Below are 22,114 nucleotides of genomic sequence, written 5' to 3' on the forward strand. Positions count from 1 at the left end.
TAGTGTGGGCCTCCGTCCGAGACGCCACGCTGTCCCCCGAGGACACAGGCGTCCACCGCAGTCCAGCGAACCGGGGCCTGTACCTCGATGTCCGTGCACAGCCATTCGGCAGGTCGGTACGACCCTGCCACCGCAGCGTTCGACCCGGCCGGCCAGGCGGTGTTCGACCCCACGCGCCCGCCCGAGTACCCGAGGCACGTGGTCACCGCCGTGCTCGTCTCGCACGACGGCGCCCGCTGGCTGCCCGAGGCCCTCGCCGGGCTGCTCGGCCAGGACCGGCCCGTGCAGAACGCCGTGGCGGCCGACACCGGCAGCGCCGACGACTCCGCCCGGCTGGTCACCGAGGCCCTCGGCGCCGACCGGGTGCTGCACCTCGCCCGGCGCACGGGCTTCGGCCAGGCCGTCGAGGAGGCCACCCGCAGCGCGGGCGTGCTGACCCCGGACGACCTTCCGTACCTGAAGCGCCCCAGCGGCTGGGACCCGGTCACCCGCACCTGGCGCGACGACGCCTACGACATGCCGGAGCTGCCGCACGGCGAGCCCGAGCAGTGGCTGTGGCTCCTGCACGACGACTGCGCCCCGGAGCCCGACGCCCTCGCGCAACTGCTGCGCGTCGTGGAGAACGAGCGGGAGCTCGGCAAGGACGTCGCCGTCGTCGGCCCCAAGCTCCGCGGCTGGTACGACCGCCGGCAGCTCCTCGAAGTCGGTGTCACCATCGCCCACAGCGGCCGCCGCTGGACGGGCCTCGACCGGCGCGAGCAGGACCAGGGCCAGCACGACCACGTACAGCCCGTACTGGCCGTGTCCACCGCGGGCATGCTGATCCGCCGCGACGTCTACGAGGAGCTCGGCGGCTTCGACCGGCGGCTGCCCCTCATGCGCGACGACATCGACCTGTGCTGGCGCGCCCAGTCCGCGGGCCACCGTGTCCTGGTCGCCCCCGAGGCGGTCGTCCGGCACGCCGAGGCGTCCTCCCGCGAGCGCCGCACCGTCGACTGCGTGGGCCGCACCTCCGCCTCCCCGCACAAGGTCGACAAGGCGGGCGCCACCTACACCCTCCTCGTCAACACCCGCAGCGCGGCGCTCCCCTGGGTCCTCGTGCGGCTCGTCCTCGGCACGCTGCTGCGGACGGTCGCGTACCTCGTCGGGAAGGTCCCCGGACAGGCGGTCGACGAGATCCGCGGCCTCCTGGGCACCCTGCTGCGCCCCGAGCGCATCATCGCGGGCCGGCGCGGCCGGGGCAGACCCCAGGTCGACAAGGGCGAGCTGCGCCCGCTGTTCCCGCCCCCCGGAGCCACGGTCCGGGCCACCGTCGAGCAGGCCGCGGGCAGCCTCATGGGCCGCTCCGACGCCGAGCTGACCGCGGCCGGCCGGCACGGCGGCGCCGTCGAGTCCGGACCGGGCCACGACGACGCCGACTTCCTCCAGGTCGAGCAGTTCGCCCGCCTCAAGCGCATCGCCCGCAAGCCGGGCCCGATGGTCTTCGTGGTGCTCCTCCTCGTCTCCCTCGTCGCCTGCCGTGAACTCCTCGGCGGCGGCGCCCTCTCGGGCGGCGCGCTGCTGCCCGCCCCCGCGGACTCCTCCGAGCTGTGGGCGCGCTACCTGGACGGCTGGCACCCGGTCGGCGCCGGCGGTACGCAGTCGGCGCCGCCCTATCTCGCGCTGGTCGCGATGCTCGCGAGCCTGCTGTTCGGTTCCACCGGGCTCGCGGTCACCGTCCTGCTGGTCGGCTCGGTGCCCCTCGCCGGCCTCGCCGCCTACTTCGCCTCCCGGCCGCTCGTCGAGTCCCGCCTGCTGCGCGCCTGGGCGTCCGTCGCGTACGCCTTCCTGCCCGCAGCCACCGGCGCGCTCGCGGCCGGCCGCATCGGCACCGCCGTACTGGCCGTCCTGCTGCCCCTCATCGCGCGCGCGGGCATCGCCGCGAGCGGCCTCGCCTCGGAGACGGGCCGCGGCAGCTGGCGGGCCACCTGGGCGTACGCGCTGCTGCTGACCCTCGCCACCGCGTTCACGCCGATCGTGTGGCCCATCGCGCTGGTGCTCGGGCTCGCCGTGCCCGCCGTGCTGCGCAGGGACATCGCTGCCTACGGGCTGCGTTTCCTGGCCCAGCTCGGCACGCCGCTGCTGGTCCTCGCCCCCTGGTCGCTCTCCCTGCTCCCGTTCGGCTTCTTCCAGGAGGCCGGTATGGAGTACGGGTCGGGGGCGGCCTCCGCACTCGACCTGCTGGGCGCCAGCCCGGGCGGTCCCGGCACGGTCAGCGGGCTGATGCTCATCGGCATCGTGTGCGCCGCCGTGGCCGCGCTGATGCGCGCGGAGCGACAGCTGGGAATCTGGACGGCCTGGGCCGCGGCACTGGTGGCACTCGTCTTCGCGGCGCTCTCCAACAGCTCCACCTGGGCCGGCCCCGCGACCCTCGTCTACGGCCTCGCCTTCCTCGCCGCCGCCGCGCTCGGCGCCGACGGGGCCCGCTCGCGCGTGGCCGAGCAGAGCTTCGGCTGGCGCCAGCCGGTCGCCGTGCTCATCGCCTTCGCCGCGGCCGCCGGTCCCCTGCTCGTCGCCGCCGGATGGATGATCCGCGGTGCCGACGGGCCGCTGGAGCGGCGCGATCCCGTCCAGGTGCCCGCGTTCGTCGCCGAGGAGAGCGGCACCCGCGACCAGGCCCGCACGCTCGTCCTCGACAGCGACTCGGCGGCCAGGGTCGGTTACACGCTCGTCCGTGGCTCCGGCGCCCGCCTCGGCGACGCCGAACTGGCCGCGGCGGACGGCGAGAACAGACTGCTCGACAAGGTCGTCGCCAACCTGGTGGCGGGTTCCGGCGCCGACCAGGCCGACCAGCTCGGCGGCTTTGCCGTGCGGTACGTCCTCGTGCGCGACGGCGCGCCCCGGGAGGTCAGCCGCGTCCTGGACGCCACCCCCGGCCTGAGCAGGCTGAGCCAGCGGGACGGCATCGCCCTGTGGCGCGTCGACCGGCAGGTCGCGCGCGCGGCCGTCGTCCCGAAGTCCGGAGACCCGCAGCCCATCGCCGCCGGCCCCGTCGAACTGCACACCGAGATCCCCGCCGGTGCCCCCGGGCGTGTCCTGCGTCTCGCGGACACCGCCGACGAGGGCTGGACGGCCACCCTCGACGGGAAGCCGCTCACCAGGACCACGGTCGACGGCTGGGCGCAGGGCTTCGAACTGCCCGCCACCGCGGGCCGGCTGGACGTCACGTTCGAGGCACCGATGAGCCATACCGGCTGGCTGTGGGCGCAGGGCGCGCTCGCCGTCGTCCTCGTGGTGCTCGCCCTGCCCGGCCGTCGCCGCGACGTGGACGACGACCTTCCCGAGGAGCCCGTCGTACCCGTCCAGGCCGCCTCGGGCGAGGGCCGCAGGGCCCGCCGTCTGCGCGCCCAGGCGGAGGCCGGGGAAGCGGACCGGCCCGACGCGTTCCCGCCCGACTCCCCGCCCGCGCCCGAGGGGGCCCCCGCGGCCGTCCCGGTCCCGCAGCAGCAGGCGTACGGCACGGGGGCCGTCCCGGGTGAGGACGTCCAGGACTGGGGGAGGGACACGACGACGTACGCGGGCGCCGAGTACGGCACCTACGGCGGCGATCAGTACCAGGGCGCCCCGCAGTACCCGGCGGGCACCTACGAGCAGCAGCCGTACCAGGCGGACCCCTATCAGGCGGACCCGTACCAAGCGGGCCACTACGACCCGTACGCGGCCTACGGCACGGGGAACGCGGCGTACGACCCGACGCAGACGTACGCCCAGGGCTACGACGCGCAGTACGACCCGGCGCAACAGCAGCAACAGCAGCAACAGCAGCAACAGCAGCAACAGCAGCAGCAGCAACAGCAGCCACAGCAACAGCCGCCGCACGGCACCGACAGCGAGCGCCCCGACGGGAGCCAGCAGTGAACCGCACCACCGTGTCCCTGATCGCCGGCGTGGCCGCGCTCGCCGCCGTCACAGGGTTCGCCTCGATGTCCGAGCCACAGGCCTCCGGCGGGGACACGGCGAAGACCGCCGCGGAGCTGCCCGTGGAGCGCACCAGCCTGCTCTGCCCGGCTCCGAGCACCTCGGACCTCGCCGAGACCGCGTACACGTCCTTCACGCCCGTCACCAAGGGCACCGGCCAGAGCGGCAGGGCCGAACTGACGGCCGCGGGCGAGGAACCGGCCGAGGGCACGACCGACGGATCCGGGGCCGACGGCAAGGAGGGCGGCAAGAAGGCGAAGCCCGTCCTGACGCCGAAGGAGCCGGGGAAGCCGGTCACGGGCGAGGCCTCCGGCGCCGAGTCGCCCGCCCTCGTCGGCACGGCCGAGGGCAGGTTCGCGCCCGGCTGGGCCGTCCAGCAGACCACGGAGGTCGAGGCGGGCAGCGGCCGAGGCCTGCTCGGCACCGCCTGCTCGGCCCCGGACACGGACTTCTGGTTCCCGGGCGCCAGCACGGCCAAGGAGCGCACGGACTACACGCACCTGACCAACCCCGACGACTCCGCCGCCGTCGCGGACATCGAGCTGTACGGCAAGGACGGCGCCCTCAAGTCGACGGTGGGGGAGGGCATCAAGATCCCGCCGCACTCCAGCGAGTCCGTGCTCCTGTCGACGCTCATCGACGAGCCGCAGACCAACCTCACCGTGCACGTCACGGTCCGCAGCGGCCGGGTGGCCGCCGCCGTCCAGGCCGTCGACGACGCGCTCGGCGGGGACTGGCTCGCCGCCTCCGCCCCGCCCGCGGGCAGCCTCGTGCTGCCGGGCATCCCGAAGGACGCCACCTCCGTCCGTCTGGTCGCCTTCGCGCCCGGTGACACCGACGCCGATCTGCGGGTGCGTCTCGCCTCGCCGACCGGCCTGATCACTCCCGCCGGGCACGAGACGGTGCACGTGAAGGCCGGCATGACGGCCGCCGTCGACCTCGGTGACGTCACGCGCGGGGAAGCGGGCTCCCTGGTGCTGACGCCCACGGAGAAGTCGGCCCCCGTCGTCGCGGCCCTCCGGGTCGTACGTGGCAAGGGCGACAAGCAGGAGACGGCGTTCATCCCGGCCACGGGTCCGGTGGGCGCGCGTGCGACGGCCGCCGACAACCGCTCCAAGGGCTCCACGCTCTCCCTGGTTGCCCCAGGCCGCAGCGCGAAGGTCAGGGTCACGGCCTCCGCGGGCAGCGGCGGCGGAGCGGCCGCCACGAAGACGTACACGATCAAGGGCGGCACCACTCAGGACGTGCGGCTGCCCGTGCCGAGCGGCCTCAAGGGCACGTACGCGCTCACGGTCGAGCCGCTGTCCGGCGGCCCCGTCCACGCGGCGCGCATGCTCGAAGCGGCCGAGGGCGGCATCCCGATGTTCACCGTGCAGACCCTCCCGGACGACCGGGGGACGGTGGAGGTACCGGACGCGGAGCAGGACCTGTCCGTGCTGCAGAGGTGACGGGCGCGCGGGAGCGGCCCGGAGGTCAGTCCTCCCCGTAGCGGGGATCGACGGTCTCCGGAGTCAGCCCCAGCAGTTCGGCGACCTGTTCCACCACGACCTCGTGCACCAGGGCGGCGCGCTCGTCGCGGCCCTTGGTGCGGATCTCGACGGGACGCCGGTAGACGATGACCCGGGCGGGACGGCCCTCGTGGGCCGGAGTCGTGCCCCCCAGGGGCACGGCCTGGTCGCCCCAGCCGTCGTCGTCGGCCGGATCGAACCGGGGCACCTCCAGCACCATGAACTCGATGTCCGCCAGCTGCGGCCACCGCCGCTCCAGTCGCTCCACGGAGTCCTGCACCAGATCCGCGAACACCTCGGCGCGACTGGCCGAGAGAGGCACCTGCGGTGGCGCCACCGGACCACGCATCCCGCGCCCGTGTCGATCACGACGACGGGGCCTGGGTTCGGCGGGACGGGGCGGTACGGGGTTGTCCATCACTGACGCAGCGTAGTCCCCGCCCACCGCCCCCGTCCGCACACGGCACGCGCCCCGCCAGGGGCTCGCGGAGGCTGTGCGGTGCGGTGACGCCGGGCGCGCGCCACCCGGACCGCCACGGGTCGCACGAACCCCGGACCTCCCCCGTCCCCGCGCCCGTGCGGCGGCATGTCGCAGGATGACCATTCCGGCCAAGGTCCGGCTCGTTTCCGTACCCTCTCGGGGTGCGGGAATCACGGCAATTGACAGTGTTTGTGTCGACTCCTGATCGCGTCCGGCCCTGTCCGGGATCTCGTCAACACCCGTACCCGCAGGTCAATAAGGCCCGCCTGGAACCCCCTGTGTCAGGCGTCACAGCACGACACGGTGGGGTGACCCGGGGGAGAGTCGTCGCGGCCCGCTCAAGAGTGCGGTACCGTCCAACGTCGTGAGCCCTGTACGTCGCTGTTCGCGCACCGCCTGCGGCCGTCCCGCCGTCGCGACGCTGACGTACGTCTACGCCGACTCGACCGCGGTCCTCGGCCCGCTCGCCACCTACGCCGAACCCCACTGTTACGACCTGTGCGCCGAGCACTCCGCGCGCCTCACCGCCCCACGTGGCTGGGAGGTCGTCAGGCTCGCCGACGGCTCCGCTCCCTCCCGTCCCAGTGGTGACGACCTGGAGGCGCTCGCCAACGCGGTCCGTGAGGCGGCCCGCCCGCAGGAGCGTGCCGCGCAGACAGGGGGCGCCGGCGCCCGCTCCGCGAACCCGGTGGAAGCCGGCCGACGCGGCCACCTGCGGGTTCTGCGTTCACCGGACTCCTGAACCGCTTTCCGGGCCGGACTTCGCAACCCCCTTTCTCCGACGGGGACTTCACTCCGTGTGCATTCGGTGCACGTTTCACCCGATGACGCACGGCCATTGACGCACGCTTGGCGTGGACACGACCATTTTCCCGCCCGTGAGTCATCGCCGTGAGACATCACTTTCCGCACAGCGGAATCGGGGGAGGCGCCGTGTACGTCCAGGAGCTCGAGCCCGTGGCCGGCTCGCTCGGCCTCTCCGCGCTCGTCGCGACCCTGCCCCTCGTCATCGTCCTCGTCCTGCTCGGCGGGGTCCGCATGAAGGCGCACCTGGCCGGCCTCACCGGCCTCGCGGCCGCCGCCCTGGTCGCCCTGCTCGCGTACGGCATGCCCGTCGGCCAGACGCTCTCCAGCGCCGCGCAGGGAGCCGTATTCGGCCTATTCCCCATCCTGTGGATCGTCGTCAACGCCCTCTGGGTGTACCGGATGACCGTCCGCACGCGGCACTTCGACATCCTGCGCCGCTCCTTCGGGCGGCTCTCAGACGACCCGCGCATCCAGGCGCTCGTCGTCGCGTTCTGCTTCGGCGCGCTCCTGGAGGCCCTCGCGGGCTTCGGCGCGCCCGTCGCGATCTGCTCGGTGATGCTGGTCGCGCTCGGCTTCGAGCCCGTCCGTGCCGCGGTCGTCGCCCTGGTCGCCAACACCGCGCCGGTCGCCTTCGGAGCGATGGGCACCCCGGTCGTGACGCTGGCTCAAGTCACCGGCCTGCCACTGGATTCCGTCGCCTCCGTGGTGGGCCGCCAGACCCCGCTGCTCGCCCTCGTGGTGCCCCTCGTGCTCGTCTTTCTGGTGGACGGACGACGTGGCCTGCGTGAGACCTGGATCCCGGCCGTGGCGTGCGGATTCGCCTTCGCCGTCGCCCAGTTCGCCGCCTCCAACTACGTCTCGGCCCAACTCGCCGACATCGGCGCCGCCCTGGCCGGCGCGGGCGCCCTGATGGCGGTGCCGCAGGCGCGCAGGCCCGCCGCCGAGCCCGTACGGGCCGCGGTCCTGACCGGCGTACGCAGCGAGGACCTGGACGAGGAGGACCCGCGCCCCGAGGTGCTGCGGGCGTACGCCCCGTACGCGTTGATCGTCGTGATCTTCTCCGTCGCCCAGATCCCGGCGGTGAAGGACCTGTTGTCGCGGGCGACCCGCACCTTCGACTGGCCCTTCCTGAACGTCGCGAACCCGGACGGCGACCCCGTCGGCGGCAACGTCTTCATCTGGCCGGTCGTGTCCACCGGCGGCACGCTGGTGCTGCTCGCCGGGGTGTGCACGGCGGCGGTCATCGGTGTGCACGCGCGCGTGGCCCTCAGGGAGTGGGCGGCCACCGTCCACGAGCTGAGGTTCGCGATCCTCACCGTGACGTCCGTCCTGGCACTCGCCTACGTCATGAACCTGTCCGGACAGGCGGCCACCATCGGCCACTTCGTGGCGGCGGCCGGCGCCGGACTCGCCTTCCTGTCACCCGTCCTCGGCTGGTTCGGTGTGGCCGTCTCCGGCTCGGACACCTCGGCCAACGCGCTGTTCGGCGCACTTCAGGTGACCGCGGCGAGGGAGTCCGGCCTGTCCCCGGAGCTCCTCGCGGCCGCCAACAGCTCGGGAGGCGTCCTCGGCAAGATGATCTCGCCGCAGAACCTCACCATCGCCTGCGCGGCGGTCGGGCTCGCGGGCCGCGAGGGCGACCTGCTGCGCAAGGTGCTCCCGTGGAGCCTCGGACTCCTGCTGGTCATGTGCCTGATCGTCGTCGCGCAGAGCTCGCCCGTCCTGGAATGGATGCTTCCGTGAGCCCCTGGGAAGCCCGAGTGCGATGTCCGTATGTGACCGCTCAGATCCCGCACGGCCGGGTGTCGGACCCTACGGGTAGTTTGGGGTCACCGTTGAGGACTCCAGGAAGGTTGGCCGTGACCGCTGATCTGTCACAGCTCGTGAAGGCGTACGACGTGCGAGGGGTGGTCCCGGACCAGTGGGACGAGACGCTGGCCGAGCTGTTCGGCGCGGCCTTCGCACAGGTGACGGGAGCGGACGCGATCGTGACCGGGCACGACATGCGCCCCTCGTCACCGGGTCTGTCGGGGGCCTTCGCGCGCGGAGCGGCGGCGCGCGGCGTCGACGTGACCGAGATCGGGCTGTGCTCGACGGACCAGCTGTACTACGCGTCGGGCGCGTTCGACCTCGCCGGCGCGATGTTCACGGCCTCGCACAACCCGGCCCAGTACAACGGCATCAAGATGTGCCGGGCGGGCGCGGCCCCCGTGGGCCAGGACACCGGTCTCACGCAGATCCGCGAGCTCGTCGAGTCCTGGGTCGACTCGGGGGCCCCCGCCTCGGACGCGACACCGGGCACGATCACCCGGCGGGACACGCTGGAGGACTACGCGGCCTACCTGCGCGGCCTCGTCGACCTGACCTCGATCCGCCCCCTGAAGGTCGTCGTCGACGCGGGCAACGGCATGGGCGGGCACACCGTCCCGACGGTCTTCGCGGGCCTGCCCCTCGACCTCGTCCCGATGTACTTCGAGCTGGACGGCACGTTCCCGAACCACGAGGCGAACCCCCTGGACCCGGCGAACATCGTCGACCTCCAGAAGCGCGTCCGCGAGGAGTCCGCCGACCTCGGCATCGCCTTCGACGGCGACGCCGACCGCTGCTTCGTCGTCGACGAGCGCGGCGAGCCGGTCTCCCCGTCCGCGATCACGGCCCTGGTCGCCTCCCGCGAGCTGGCCAAGCACGGCGGCAAGGGCACGGTCATCCACAACCTGATCACGTCCTGGTCGGTACCGGAGGTCGTCAGGGAGAACGGCGGCACGCCGGTACGCACCCGCGTGGGCCACTCCTTCATCAAGGCCGAGATGGCCACCTCCGGCGCGATCTTCGGCGGCGAGCACTCCGCGCACTACTACTTCAAGGACTTCTGGAACGCCGACACGGGCATGCTCGCGGCGCTCCACGTCCTCGCGGCCCTCGGCGGCCAGGAGGGCACGCTCTCCGCCCTCGTCGCCCAGTACGACCGCTACGCGGGCTCCGGCGAGATCAACTCCACGGTCGACGACCAGACGGCCCGCCTCGCCGCGATCAGGACGGCCTACGAGGGCCGCGAGGACGTCACCTTCGACGAACTCGACGGCCTCACGGTCGCCGCCGCCGACTGGTGGTTCAACGTCCGCCCCTCCAACACGGAGCCCCTCCTGCGCCTGAACGCGGAGGCCCGCGACGAGACGACGATGACGAAGGTCCGCGACGAGGTCCTCGCGATCATCAGAGGCTGAGCCCTCCCCGAAGGAGAGACGGGACGGCACGGGCGGCGAGGGTGCGACACCCCCGGCGCCCGGCCGCCCGCGGCGGTACCCTGACCAGGCCACATCACCGCACCACCTCGCACTCCTCCGCCCCCGAAGGGACCTGACATGCCGCTCGAAGCCGGCCTCCTGGAGATCCTGGCCTGCCCGGCCTGCCACGCCCCTCTCGAGGAGCGGGAGACCGAGTTGATCTGCACCGGCCAGGACTGCGGCCTCGCCTACCCCGTCCGGGACGGCATCCCGGTCCTCCTGGTCGACGAGGCCCGCCGCCCCGCGTAAGACCCGTCGCGCCCACGAGGAAGCGACCCCCGCCAGGTGTCCGGAGGCTGCCCACCATGCTCGACGAATCACTTCTCGACGACCAGGAGGCGCTGGCCCGTGCGGACCGGCGGGAGCTGCTCCGCGGCGCCGCCGAAGCGGGCGCCCGCGTGCGCACCGCCGTCCGGCACGCCACCGAGGCCGGGATCGCCGAGCTCAAACCCGACGGCCGGCCCCGCGCCATCCTGATCGCCGGCCCCGGCCTGGCCGCCACCTGCGTCGCCGACCTGCTCGGCTCGCTCGCCGGCGCCGCCTGCCCCGTCACCCGGCTCACCCCTCGCGGAGTGGCCCCCGCGGCCGGCGCACTGCTCTGGGAACTGCCGGGTTGGGCGGGCCCCGTCGACCTGCTCCTGGTCGCCACGCCCGACGGCAGCGAGCCCGGCCTCTCGCTCCTCGTCGAGCAGGCCTACCGGCGCGGCCTCACCGTCGTCGCCGTCTGTCCGCCCCGGGCCCCGCTGACCGAGGCCGTCGCCGGCGCCCACGGCCTCACCGTGCCCATGGCGACCGCCCCCTACGAGCCGCAGGCCCCGGCCGCCGCCTCGGCGCCCGGCTCGCTGTGGGCGCTGCTCACCCCGCTGCTCGCCCTTCTCGACCGCACCGGCCTCCTGGCCGCTCCTCCCGAGGCCCTGCAGAAGGTCGCCGACCGTCTCGACCGGGTGGCCGAGCGCTGTGGCCCGGCCATCGCGACCTACAGCAACCCCGCCAAGACACTCGCCGCCGAGCTCTCCGAGACGCTTCCGGTGATCTGGACCGAGGGCGACTCCGCCGGTCCCGCGGGCCGTCGCTTCGCCGCCGCCCTGGCCGAGCTCGCGGGGCGACCCGCGCTCACCGCCGAGCTGCCCGAAGCGCTCCACACGCACAGCGTCCTCCTCGCGGGCGCGCTCGCGGCGGGCGCCGACCCCGACGACTTCTTCCGCGACCGGGTCGAGGAGGCACAGGTCATCCACGCGCGCGTGGTGCTGCTGCGGGACCGCCCGGCCGGCGGCCGCACCGCGGCCCCCGCCGCCCGCGAGCTCGCCCTCAGCCATGACACGGCGATCAGCGAGATCGGCCCGGAGGAGGGCGGCGACCTGGAAACCCTCGCCGAACTGATCGCCATCACGGATTTCGCCGCCGTTTACCTGGCGCTCGCCTCGACGGCCTGATCTTGAGTCACGCCTCCTGACCGGACCCGCCGATCAGCGCGTGTACCAGCGCACGTACGGAGAAGAAGACAGAGCATGGACCGCCTCGACAACACCGTCCGCCCCTACGCCTGGGGCTCCACCACGGCCATCCCGCTGCTCCTCGGCGCCGAGCCGACCGGTGAGCCGCAGGCCGAGATGTGGATGGGCGCCCACCCGGGAGCGCCCTCGCGCACGCCCCGCGGTCCCCTCACCGAGGTGATCGACGCGGACCCCGAGGGCGAGCTGGGCACCGAGGCGGTCGCCAGGTTCGGCCCGCGCCTCCCGTTCCTGCTGAAGATCCTCGCCGCGGGCGCTCCCCTCTCCCTCCAGGTGCACCCCGACCTCACCCAGGCCAGGGAGGGGTACGAGGACGAGGAGCGCCGCGGTGTCCCGATCGACGCACCGCACCGCAACTACAAGGACGCCAACCACAAGCCCGAACTGATCTGCGCGCTCACGGAGTTCGACGGCCTGTGCGGATTCCGTGACCCACTGGAGGCCGCCGAGCTGCTCTCCGCCCTCGAGGTCGACTCCCTCAAGCCGTACGTCGACCTGCTGCACGCCCGCCCCGAAGAGGCCGCGCTGCGCGAGGTGTTGACCGCCGTCCTGACCGCGGACCCCGAAGCGATGGCCACCACGGTCACCGAGGCCGCCGCGGCCTGCGCCCGGCTCGGCGGCGCCCACGCGCCGTACGCCGGAATCGCCCACCACTACCCGGGCGATCGGGGTGTCATCGCCGCGATGCTGCTCCATCACGTGCGACTGCAGCCCGGCGAAGCCCTGTTCCTCGGCGCCGGAGTCCCGCACGCGTATCTGAACGGCCTGGGCGTCGAGATCATGGCCAACTCCGACAACGTGCTGCGCTGCGGCCTCACCCCCAAACACATCGACGTCCCGGAACTCCTGCGCATCGTCCGCTTCGAGGCCGGCGACCCGGGTGTACTGCGCCCCGAGGCCTCCCGGGACGGCGAGGAGGTCTACGAGACCCCCATCGACGAGTTCCGCCTCTCCCGGTACGTCCTCCCGGAGGGCGCCCCGGCCCACGACCTCACCCTCCGCACCCCGCAGATCCTGCTGTGCACCGCGGGCTCCGTGCGGACGGGCGACCACCCGCTGGGCCCCGGTGAGTCGGTCTTCGTACCGGCGGGCGAAAAGCTCGAAGTGTCCGGGAACGGAACGGTTTTCCGCGCCACCGTCATCACCTGAAGCGGTCACTGTGACGGCCTGGCACTCCACCGCCTGTCCAGGCTGCAACAATGACCCACCGCAAAGGCCAGGCAAAGCACGGGACGGCAGCCGGTCGGCGGCCGGGCGGCCGACCGACGGCAGACGAAGGGACATCGGGAACACATGAGCGCGTCAGGCGGCACCAAGGCGATCGTGGCGGCACTCGCCGCCAACCTAGCGATCGCGGTAGCGAAGTTCGTGGCGTTCGTCTTCAGTGGTTCGTCGTCGATGCTCGCCGAGTCCGTGCACTCGCTCGCCGACTCCGGCAACCAGGGCCTGCTGCTCCTCGGCGGCAAGAAGGCCAAGCGCGAGGCGACTCCGGAACACCCCTTCGGCTACGGCCGCGAGCGGTACATCTACGCCTTCCTCGTCTCGATCGTCCTCTTCTCGGTCGGCGGCATGTTCGCGATCTACGAGGGCTACGAGAAGATCAAGCACCCCCACGAGATCGACCACTGGTACTGGCCGGTGGGCGTCCTCGTCTTCGCGATCATCGCCGAGACCTTCTCCTTCCGGACGGCCATCAAGGAGTCCAACCTCACGCGTGGCAAGCAGTCCTGGAAGCAGTTCGTGCGTCACTCCAAGGCGCCCGAGCTGCCGGTCGTCCTCCTTGAGGACCTGGGCGCGCTCGTCGGTCTGATCCTCGCCCTGTTCGGCGTGAGCCTGGCCCTGGCGACCGGCGACGGCGTCTGGGACGGCATCGGCACCCTCTGCATCGGCATCCTGCTCATCCTCATCGCGATCGTCCTGGCCGCGGAGACCAAGTCGCTGCTCCTGGGCGAGGCCGCGGGCATCGACCAGGTCAGGAAGATCGAGGCCGCGATCGTCGACGGCGACACGGTCCCTGCCATCATCCACATGCGTACGCTCCACCTCGGCCCCGAGGAACTGCTGGTCGCGGCGAAGATCGCCGTCCGGCACGACGAGACGGCCACCGAGGTGGCCGCCGCGATCGACGCCGCCGAGTCCCGCATCCGCGAGGCCGTCCCGATCGCCCGCGTCATCTACCTCGAGCCCGACATCTACAGCGAGACCGAAGCCGCCAAGGGCGCGGACCCGGAGGCGGCCCCGGGCGGCCCCACCCCGGCCGCCGAGCACTGATCTCCGGCGGTACGGGGGAGGGCGCCCCTTTCCCGTACCGCGACGAAGGGCCCGTCGAGCGATTCGGCGGGCCCTTCCGCGTGCTTGCCGCTAAGTCTGTCCCGGCCTTCGCCCCCGCCTACGCCCGCACGGGCCTGGGCGGGGTCGGAGGCACCGGCCGCCGCCGCCGTACGACCCGGGCCGCGATCCCGCAGCCGAGCCCGACGAGCGCGAGCACCAGCCCGAGCACCGCGCCCGAGAACGCGAACACGGCGCCGCCCAGGCCGTCCACCACCCGCCCCCGCACGGCCCAGGCCGACACCGCGGCCGCCGAGTCACCGGGCCCGTAGAACCGGGAGTCCAACGAGTCCACCCGGTGGTCGCCGAGCAGGAACAACCGCCCTTGCGGAACCGTCAGGTCGTACGGCCGCCCGATTCCGTCGGCGACACCGTCCTGTACGTACGACTCCTGGAGCGGCCGCCCGTCGAGCGTCACCCGCTCGCCCGTGCCACTGCCCTCGCAGCACGCCACCCGGTCACCGCCGACGGCCACCACCCGCTGGAGCACAGGCCCCCCGGCGTTGGGGCCGGGCTGATCGACGAGCACGACATCGCCCCTGCGCACCTCGTGTCCGTCCAGCAACTCCACGACCAGCCGCTCCCCGACGGTGTACGTGGGCGACATACTCGAACTCACCACGGTGACCCTCGTATAGGCGGACCGCACATACAGCACGGTGCCGATCAGCAACACGAGCCCCAACGGCACCAACACCCAGGCTGTGAGCGCCAGTCTGTGTCCCTCACGCATCTCTGTTCCCCTCCCCTTCTGGCGCCACTTCCGCGTCCTGCGGGGCGTGCGCGCGTGCGGAGGGTAGGAGACGCCGGTGAACGGCAGGGGGCCGCAGCCTCGACGAGGTGCGGCCCCCTGCGGTCCGTGCGGTTACCGGATCTCGCGCAGCACGTCGAGAACCGCCGCCACATCAGGGGCGGTCATCAGCCGCTCCCGGAATCCCGCGTCCACCAGCTTCCGCGACAGCAACGCCAGAATGCGCAGATGCTCGTCCCCCGCGGCGGCCTCCGGCACGGAGATCATGAAGACCAGCTTCGCCTTCGTACCGTCGAGCGAACCCCACTCGACCCCGTCCGCCGACCGAGCGAACCCGACCACCGGGGCCGTCACGGCGTCCGTCTTGGCATGCGGGACGGCGATCTCCTCGCCGAGCCCGGTCGTGCCCTGCTCCTCACGCCGCAGGGCGGACCGCACCAACTCCTCGACGTCCGCGACCTTCCCGGTGGCGGCCAGCAGCCCGGCCATCTCCCGGATCGCGGACTCCTTGTCCACGGAATCGAGCCGGACCTTGACGGTCTCCTCAGTGAGATACCCGGAGAGGACGTCATCGGCGGCGGGCACCGCCGCCGTCGGTACGCTCCCGTCGCTCCGCGCACCACCCGCTCGCCGCACGGCAACGACACCCGAGCCCGCACCGGTACCCGCGCCTGCTCCGACACCCGCGCCCGCTCCGGCGAACGCGGGCGCCGCCTGCGACGGGAACCCGTCGGCCAGCACCCGCTGCCCGCCGCCCCGCTTCCGCTCACCGAGGCCGACGAGCGCGACCGTGGTCACCGCCGTCACCACGGTCCCGATCACCACGGCCACGAAGAACATCGGTACGCCGCTGACCGCCCCCAGCACCGCCACGATCGGCCCACCGTGCGGGACCGCGTCCTCGACCCCGGCGAGTCCGGCGACCGCTCCGGCCACCGCACCGCCCAGCATGTTGGCGGGAATGACCTGCGCCGGCCGTGCCGCGGCGAACGGAATGGCACCCTCGGAAATCCCGAACAGCCCCATGAACAGCGCGGCAAGACCCGTCTCGCGCTCCTGCTCCGTGTAGAGCCGCCTGCGGATCAGAGTGGCGAGCCCCTGCCCGAGCGGCATCACGGGAATCGCGGCCGCGCACATGCCCATGACGTCCTGGTTGCCGGTCGCGATGAGCCCCGTACCGAAGAGGAACGCCGTCTTGTTGACGGGCCCGCCCATGTCGAACGCGATCATCAGCCCCAGGATCGCGCCGAGCAGTACGGCGCTGGTCCCCGTCATCCCGCTGAGCCAGTCCGTCAGATGCTCGAAGACCCAGGAGATGGGCCGGCCGATCACGTAGACGAAGAACAGTCCGAGCGCGGTCGTCGCCACGATCGGGATCACGATGATCGGCATGATCGGCCGGACGAACTTCGGAACCTCGACCTTCTTGATCCACAGCACCAGATATCCGGCCAGGAACCCGGTCACGATCGCCCCGATGAAACCGGCGCCCGCCTCGGAGTCGTACAGCGAACCGGTGTTGGCGATCCACCCGCCGATCATGCCGGGCACCAACGCGGGCCGGTCCCCGATCGCGTACGCGATATAGCCGGACAGGATCGGCACCATCAACTGGAAGCCGATGACGCCGATGTTGTTGACGTCCATCCAGAAGGAGTCCTTCGGGATGACCAGGCCGCCGGACGGATCGGTGTGCCCGCCGAGCGACAGCGAGATCGCGATCAGCAGCCCGCCGACCACGACGAACGGGATCATGTAACTGACGCCGTTCATCAGCGCCTTGTACGCCACCCCTCGCTCGCTGCCGCCACGCCCCGCGCTTCCGCGGCCCGAGGAGACGGTCGCTGCGACCCCCGCCCCGGCCCCCGACTCGGCCCCGGAAGCGGCTGCCGCGCCGTGGACGGGCGCGGTCCTGACCCGCTCGATCAGCTGCTCGGGATGGTGGATCCCCTCGGCGACACCGGCCGTCACGACCCGCTTTCCGGCGAACCGGCTCAGGTCCACGTCCTTGTCGGCCGCGACGATCACACCGTCCGCGATGCTGACATCGTTGTCAGTGAGTACGTTCTCGGCCCCGATCGAGCCCTGGGTCTCCACCTTCATGTCGACACCGAGCCGCTCCGCCGCCTGCGAGAGCTTCTCCGCCGCCATGTAGGTGTGGGCTATGCCGGTGGGGCACGCGGTCACCGCGAGCAGCCTGGGTCGCCGCCGCTCGTCGCTGCCGCCGCCCGTGGGGGGAAGGCCGGCCGGACTGGTCACGTCGATCTCCTAACGCCTTTGTCATGGGGGATCACGGTCTGCCGTCGCGGTCTGTGGTGGTGTCGCGTGTGGGGGATCACGGACCGCGAGGTCGCGCACATGTTCCCGATCCCCGGCATCCTGCAACAGCCCCCCGCCCGGGATCAAAGGTCCAAAAGTCCCTTGTTGTCCAGGCCTGTTACTCCTTGTCCCTTACCCGCCGACCCTCGAAATCCGCTGGATCTGTCCGGAGGCGGACTGGGGCCCACTGCGCCGATCGGTGTAGATTCGTAACCGAGCCAGACGTCGCTGCTGATGGCGGTCGGGCGGTCCCAACGGGCCGACCGAGGGAGAGAGGGCCTCCGACGGACTGCGCTGCGCAAGGCACCGGGCATTCGTGTGCCCCGTGGGGCGCTCCGTGCCCGCCGCCGCGCAGACCAGCCGAACCCGACCTCGCCCCAACCCGAGGAGCAGCTCGTATGACCACTGTCGACAACCGACAGGACTTCAAGGTCGCCGACCTTTCCCTTGCCGACTTCGGCCGCAAGGAGATCACCCTCGCCGAGCACGAGATGCCCGGCCTGATGTCGATCCGCGAGGAGTACGCCGAGGCGCAGCCCCTCGCAGGCGCCCGCGTCACCGGCTCGCTGCACATGACCGTGCAGACCGCCGTGCTCATCGAGACCCTGGCCGCCCTGGGCGCCGAGGTCCGCTGGGCCTCCTGCAACATCTTCTCGACCCAGGACCACGCCGCCGCGGCCATCGCGGTCGGCCCGAACGGCACGCCCGACAACCCCCAGGGCATCCCGGTCTTCGCCTGGAAGGGGGAGACCCTGGAGGAGTACTGGTGGTGCACGGAGCAGGCTCTGACCTGGCCGAACACCCCCACCGGCGGCCCGAACATGATCCTGGACGACGGTGGTGACGCCACCATGCTCGTCCACAAGGGCGTCGAGTACGAGAAGGACGGCAAGGTCCCCTCCGCCGACACCGCGGAGTCCGACGAGCACCGCGTCGTCCTGGAGCTCCTGAGCCGCACGATCTCGAACGGCTCGCAGAAGTGGACCCAGCTCGCCTCGGAGATCCGCGGCGTGACCGAGGAGACCACGACCGGCGTCCACCGCCTGTACGAGATGCAGCGCGAGGGCTCCCTCCTGTTCCCGGCGATCAACGTGAACGACGCCGTCACCAAGTCGAAGTTCGACAACAAGTACGGCTGCCGCCACTCCCTGATCGACGGCATCAACCGCGCCACCGACGTCCTCATCGGCGGCAAGACCGCGGTCGTCCTCGGCTACGGCGACGTGGGCAAGGGCTGCGCGGAGTCCCTGCGCGGTCAGGGCGCCCGCGTGATCGTCACCGAGATCGACCCGATCTGCGCACTGCAGGCGGCGATGGACGGCTACCAGGTCACCACGCTCGACGAGGTCGTCGACAAGGCCGACATCTTCATCACCACGACCGGCAACAAGGACATCATCATGGCCTCGGACATGGCCAAGATGAAGCACCAGGCGATCGTGGGCAACATCGGCCACTTCGACAACGAGATCGACATGGCCGGCCTCGCGAAGATCCCCGGCATCGTCAAGGACGAGGTCAAGCCGCAGGTCCACACCTGGAAGTTCTCCGACGGCAAGGTGCTCATCGTCCTCTCCGAGGGCCGCCTGCTGAACCTGGGCAACGCGACCGGCCACCCGTCGTTCGTGATGTCCAACTCGTTCGCGGACCAGACGCTGGCCCAGATCGAGCTGTTCACCAAGCCCGAGGAGTACCCGACCGAGGTCTACGTGCTGCCCAAGCACCTCGACGAGAAGGTCGCCCGTCTCCACCTCGACGCGCTCGGTGTGAAGCTCACGACGCTCCGCCCCGAGCAGGCCTCGTACATCGGTGTCGAGGTCGACGGCCCGTACAAGTCGGACCACTACCGCTACTGAGCCCAGCGCTCACCAGCCGGTTGTCAGCAGGCCCTCGCCGTCATCGGCGGGGGCCTGCCCCCTACGAGGACCCGAGCCACCATGCCCCGCGGCCGATATTCGCTCCATGACCCGCACGACCACACCCCCCTCGCCGAAGAACAGTTCCACTGCGCGCCCGGCCCCTCCGGCTGGCGCTACGTCTCCCAACTGACCACCCCTTCCGGCACGGCGCCCGGGGACGCCCCCCGAGCCGGCACCCCCGCCGGTTCCGTCGACCTCGCCCTCGACGACCGCGGCCGCCCCATCCGCCTCGAACTCCACGCGTCGGGCTGGCAGGTCCGCGGCGCCGCCCTCGAAGGCGTCACCTGGGTCCGCACCGACCCCACGGGAGATCACGCCACCGAAGGCAATGTCCGCGCCCACGCCTTCACCGGCTCGTCCCCCGCGTTCCTCATCGCCACCGCACGTCTGCTGCGCCTCACCCCCGATGCCTCCGCCACGCGTGTACGCCTCGTCGCCTTCACGGACCCGGTCCTCGCCCCGCGCACCCTCGACCAGTCCTGGGCCCTGATCACGAGAGAAGCACACGCCACTGACAACGGCCCCCTGACCGTGGAGGAGTACCAGGTCACAGCCCTGGACACCGGTGAACAGCACACCGTGCACCTCTCCGGCGACGTGGTGCTGTCCGCACCCGGCATCGAGCTCGAGGACCTCGAATCGCCGCCGTCGGTCTTCGCCTGACGACAGTGCTGAGGGGCCAGTGCCGGGGGCCTGGGGCCGGGCAGGGAACCGGACTTCAGGCGGGCGGGGCGAACCCGGTGGCGGGGCGCTCAGCATCGGCGTCCCGCAGGGGCGGCGGGGCCGGGACGTTCGCCGGGGCCGCCGAAGGTGCGGAAAGGTGGGGAGCCACCGGGTAAACCGGGCCCGAGGCCTGAACCGACCCGTACGGCATGCCCGGCCCGCCCCCACCCGGCACACCGGCCGGATGCACACCCGCGCCCCCGACGGGGCCTGCACCGGCAGCCGCACCACCGAACGCCCGCTGTGCCTCCCGGGCCTGCCGCTCCTGAACCACCGCGGCCAGAAAAGCCGCCGGCGGAACACCGTGCGGGGCCGGAGCCCCGGTGCGCTCGGCGACCTCGGCCGCGAGGCGCTCCGCCATCGCCCAGCCGACCTGCGGATCCAGCTGCTGCATCCGCGTCAGGTACTGCCGCACGGCCAGCCACAGCCCGTCCGGAACCCCGGACAGGTCGAGTCCGGAGAACCGCCCCGACAACCACGGCGGCGGTGGAGGCACAAAGGACGTATGCCCCGCCGGAATCCGCTCCCGTACGACCAGGGTCCCCGCGAACACGTCACCGAGCCGCCGCCCCCTCGCCGACACCAGCGACGCGATGCACGCCACGACCCCGAACGTCATCAGGATCTCCACCACACCGACAGCACCGCGCACCAGCGCGTGGCGGAACCGGATGGGCCCGCCGTCGTCACGCACCACCCGCAGCCCGCACGCCAGCTTCCCGAGCGAGCGCCCATGACTGAGCGTCTCCACGGCGATCGGCCCGCCGACCAGCAGAAGAAGAAAAGCGGCGATCGACACCGCCATCTGTGCCGCCTCGTCGAGAGCGGCCGTGGACGCCACCAGGGCGATCGTCACCGCGACATAGGCGGCCACCGCCACCACCAGATCGAGCAGCACGGCCAGTATTCGGCTCGGCAGCTTCGCGGGGCGCAACTCCAGCGCCACCGCCTCACCCGTCACAAGCTCACTCACGCCCGCCGTCCTTCCCGAACTGCCCTGAGAACAGCCAGTCTGCCAAGCTGAGGGCACATCGCGCCGCAGTGCGACAAGCTGACCACACGACGAGCAGCCGAGGAGCAGCCGACCTGATGGACCTCGACGTCTTCGTGTCCCGCCACCGCGCCGAATGGGACCGGCTCGACGCACTCCTCCACCGCCGGCGCCGCCTGACCGGCGCGGAGGCCGACGAACTCGTCGCCCTCTACCAACGCACGGCCACCCATCTCTCCCTGATCCAGTCCAGCGCCCCGGACCCCCAGCTCACCGGCCGCCTCAGCCAACTGGTGGCCCGCGCGCGCAGTGCGGTGACAGGTACGCGCCGCGCATCCTGGAGGGATGTCACCCGCTTCCTTACGAAGGGCTTCCCCGCCGCGCTCTACAGGTCACGCCACTGGTGGGTTCCCACGGCGCTCCTGTCCACGGCGGTAGCCGTCCTCCTGGGGTGGTGGATCGGAACCCACCCCGAGGTCCAGTCCGCGATCGCGGCCCCCGACGACCTGCGCGAGCTCACCCGCCCCGGCGGCCAGTACGAGACGTACTACTCGAGCCACCCAGCGGCGTCGTTCGCGGCCCAGGTGTGGACGAACAACGCCCAGGCCGCCGCGATGTGCCTGGTACTGGGCGCCTTCCTCTGCCTGCCGGTCATCTGGATCCTCTTCCAGAACATGCTCAACGTAGGCGTGGGGATCGGCCTGATGTCCTCGGCAGGCCGCCTCGACACCTTCCTCGGCCTGATACTCCCGCACGGCCTCCTGGAGCTGACCGCCGTCTTCGTGGCGGCGGGAACAGGGCTGCGCCTCGGCTGGACCGTCATCGACCCGGGCCCCCGGACCCGCCGGGCTGCACTCGCGGAGGAGGGCCGCTCGGCACTGGGCATGGCGATAGGCCTCGCTCTGGTCCTCTTCGTCTCCGGCGCCATCGAAGGCTTCGTCACCCCGTCCGGCCTGCCGACCTGGGCCCGTATAGGCATAGGGATAGCGGCCGAACTGCTCTTCCTCGCATACGTCTACGTCCTGGGCGGGCGCGCGGCGCGGGCCGGCGAGACAGGCGACGTGGAGGAGGCCGAGCGCAGTGCCTCCGTACCGACCGCGGCCTGATGTGCAGACGCCCCGCCAAGGCTGCTAGTCTCCTCGTCGCCCCACAAAAACCGTTGACACGGGACGTGTGGGGAGGTAGATTCGAACAGTTGCCTAGAGCTGGACAAGTTCGGCGGCGGCAGTTAGCATCTGTCAGCTTCCTGGAATTCGATTCCGGAGAAGCACCTCCCGATAATTCAGGAACGAGTGGCCGGTCAGTCCGGTCAAAAACTTCTGATAAAGTCGGACTCGCCGAAAGAGAGCCGCAAGGCAATCGAATAGGCAAAGGCCTCCCAACTGGCCACTGGAAATGAATTCCGACCGGAAACGGAACGGAAAACGGATCTGGTAAGGTTGGAAACACGAAGGGAAGCGCCCGGAGGAAAGCCCGAGAGGGTGAGTACGAAGGAAGCGTCCGTTCCTTGAGAACTCAACAGCGTGCCAAAAATC

Annotated in this window: 17 protein-coding genes; 12 read left to right on the forward strand and 5 right to left on the reverse strand. The window is 71.8% G+C overall.

The features are described from left to right. The first annotated feature begins 87 nt into the window (after positions 1-87). Complete coding sequence (locus KUF83_RS12985; RefSeq protein ID WP_217454802.1) at positions 88-3,897, forward strand: glycosyltransferase; 3,810 nt, start codon at positions 88-90, stop codon at positions 3,895-3,897. After that, positions 3,894-5,405 carry a DUF5719 family protein gene (locus tag KUF83_RS12990; RefSeq protein WP_217454803.1) on the forward strand — a complete coding sequence of 504 codons (1,512 nt, stop codon included), beginning with the start codon at positions 3,894-3,896 and terminating at the stop codon, positions 5,403-5,405. The genes KUF83_RS12985 and KUF83_RS12990 overlap by 4 nt, the downstream gene beginning before the upstream one ends. A gap of 25 nt (positions 5,406-5,430) precedes the next feature. On the opposite strand, the gene KUF83_RS12995 is transcribed toward KUF83_RS12990, so the two are convergent. Further along, on the reverse strand, positions 5,431-5,883 hold the full coding sequence (locus KUF83_RS12995; protein ID WP_217454824.1) for a metallopeptidase family protein: 453 nt from the start codon (positions 5,881-5,883) through the stop codon (positions 5,431-5,433). A 427-nt stretch (positions 5,884-6,310) separates the two neighbouring features. On the opposite strand from KUF83_RS12995, the gene KUF83_RS13000 reads away from it, so the two are divergent. The 7 genes from KUF83_RS13000 (at position 6,311) to KUF83_RS13030 (ending at position 13,819) form a co-directional block, all read left to right on the forward strand. Further along, on the forward strand, positions 6,311-6,688 hold the full coding sequence (locus tag KUF83_RS13000) for a DUF3499 domain-containing protein (RefSeq protein ID WP_217454804.1): 378 nt from the start codon (positions 6,311-6,313) through the stop codon (positions 6,686-6,688). Between the two features lie 191 nt (positions 6,689-6,879). After that, entirely contained in the window at positions 6,880-8,496 is a 1,617-nt protein-coding gene (locus KUF83_RS13005; RefSeq protein ID WP_217454805.1) for an L-lactate permease, read from the forward strand. Between the two features lie 116 nt (positions 8,497-8,612). Then, positions 8,613-9,977, forward strand: a complete 1,365-nt coding sequence (locus KUF83_RS13010; RefSeq protein ID WP_217454806.1) for a phosphomannomutase/phosphoglucomutase — start codon at positions 8,613-8,615, stop codon at positions 9,975-9,977. A 138-nt stretch (positions 9,978-10,115) separates the two neighbouring features. Next, the gene (locus KUF83_RS13015; protein ID WP_217454807.1) at positions 10,116-10,286 is read left to right on the forward strand and encodes a Trm112 family protein; all 171 of its coding nucleotides are present in this window, start codon (positions 10,116-10,118) and stop codon (positions 10,284-10,286) included. Positions 10,287-10,342: 56 nt separating this feature from the next. Further along, positions 10,343-11,470 carry an SIS domain-containing protein gene (locus KUF83_RS13020; protein ID WP_217454808.1) on the forward strand — a complete coding sequence of 376 codons (1,128 nt, stop codon included), beginning with the start codon at positions 10,343-10,345 and terminating at the stop codon, positions 11,468-11,470. Positions 11,471-11,545: 75 nt separating this feature from the next. Further along, positions 11,546-12,697: a mannose-6-phosphate isomerase, class I gene (gene manA / locus KUF83_RS13025; RefSeq protein WP_217454809.1), complete on the forward strand. Its 1,152-nt coding sequence runs from the start codon at positions 11,546-11,548 to the stop codon at positions 12,695-12,697. Between the two features lie 144 nt (positions 12,698-12,841). After that, complete coding sequence (locus KUF83_RS13030; RefSeq protein ID WP_217454810.1) at positions 12,842-13,819, forward strand: cation diffusion facilitator family transporter; 978 nt, start codon at positions 12,842-12,844, stop codon at positions 13,817-13,819. Between the two features lie 118 nt (positions 13,820-13,937). Here the strand turns inward: KUF83_RS13030 and lepB are convergent, their stop codons facing one another. Beyond that, entirely contained in the window at positions 13,938-14,609 is a 672-nt protein-coding gene (gene lepB, locus KUF83_RS13035; RefSeq protein WP_217454811.1) for a signal peptidase I, read from the reverse strand. A gap of 132 nt (positions 14,610-14,741) precedes the next feature. Continuing rightward, positions 14,742-16,886 carry a fructose-specific PTS transporter subunit EIIC gene (locus KUF83_RS13040; protein WP_217454812.1) on the reverse strand — a complete coding sequence of 715 codons (2,145 nt, stop codon included), beginning with the start codon at positions 16,884-16,886 and terminating at the stop codon, positions 14,742-14,744. Between the two features lie 458 nt (positions 16,887-17,344). Between KUF83_RS13040 and ahcY the strand changes: the two genes are divergently transcribed. Together ahcY and KUF83_RS13050 are read left to right on the forward strand one after the other, a co-directional pair. Further along, a complete protein-coding gene (gene ahcY, locus KUF83_RS13045) occupies positions 17,345-18,802 on the forward strand; it encodes an adenosylhomocysteinase (RefSeq protein ID WP_217454813.1) in 1,458 nt (485 codons plus the stop codon). 81 nt (positions 18,803-18,883) lie between these two features. Then, positions 18,884-19,528 carry a hypothetical protein gene (locus KUF83_RS13050; RefSeq protein ID WP_217454814.1) on the forward strand — a complete coding sequence of 215 codons (645 nt, stop codon included), beginning with the start codon at positions 18,884-18,886 and terminating at the stop codon, positions 19,526-19,528. 55 nt (positions 19,529-19,583) lie between these two features. Here KUF83_RS13050 and KUF83_RS13055 read toward each other — a convergent pair whose 3' ends face one another. Continuing rightward, positions 19,584-20,561: an RDD family protein gene (locus tag KUF83_RS13055; protein WP_217454815.1), complete on the reverse strand. Its 978-nt coding sequence runs from the start codon at positions 20,559-20,561 to the stop codon at positions 19,584-19,586. Between the two features lie 116 nt (positions 20,562-20,677). On the opposite strand from KUF83_RS13055, the gene KUF83_RS13060 reads away from it, so the two are divergent. Continuing rightward, positions 20,678-21,685, forward strand: a complete 1,008-nt coding sequence (locus KUF83_RS13060) for a stage II sporulation protein M (protein WP_217454816.1) — start codon at positions 20,678-20,680, stop codon at positions 21,683-21,685. A 203-nt stretch (positions 21,686-21,888) separates the two neighbouring features. Here the strand turns inward: KUF83_RS13060 and KUF83_RS13065 are convergent. Then, positions 21,889-22,114 (reverse strand): hypothetical protein (locus tag KUF83_RS13065; protein WP_217454817.1); only part of this gene is annotated, 226 nt, incomplete at its 5' end.

The organism is Streptomyces sp. BV286, assembly GCF_019090165.1.
Taxonomy (GTDB): domain Bacteria; phylum Actinomycetota; class Actinomycetes; order Streptomycetales; family Streptomycetaceae; genus Streptomyces.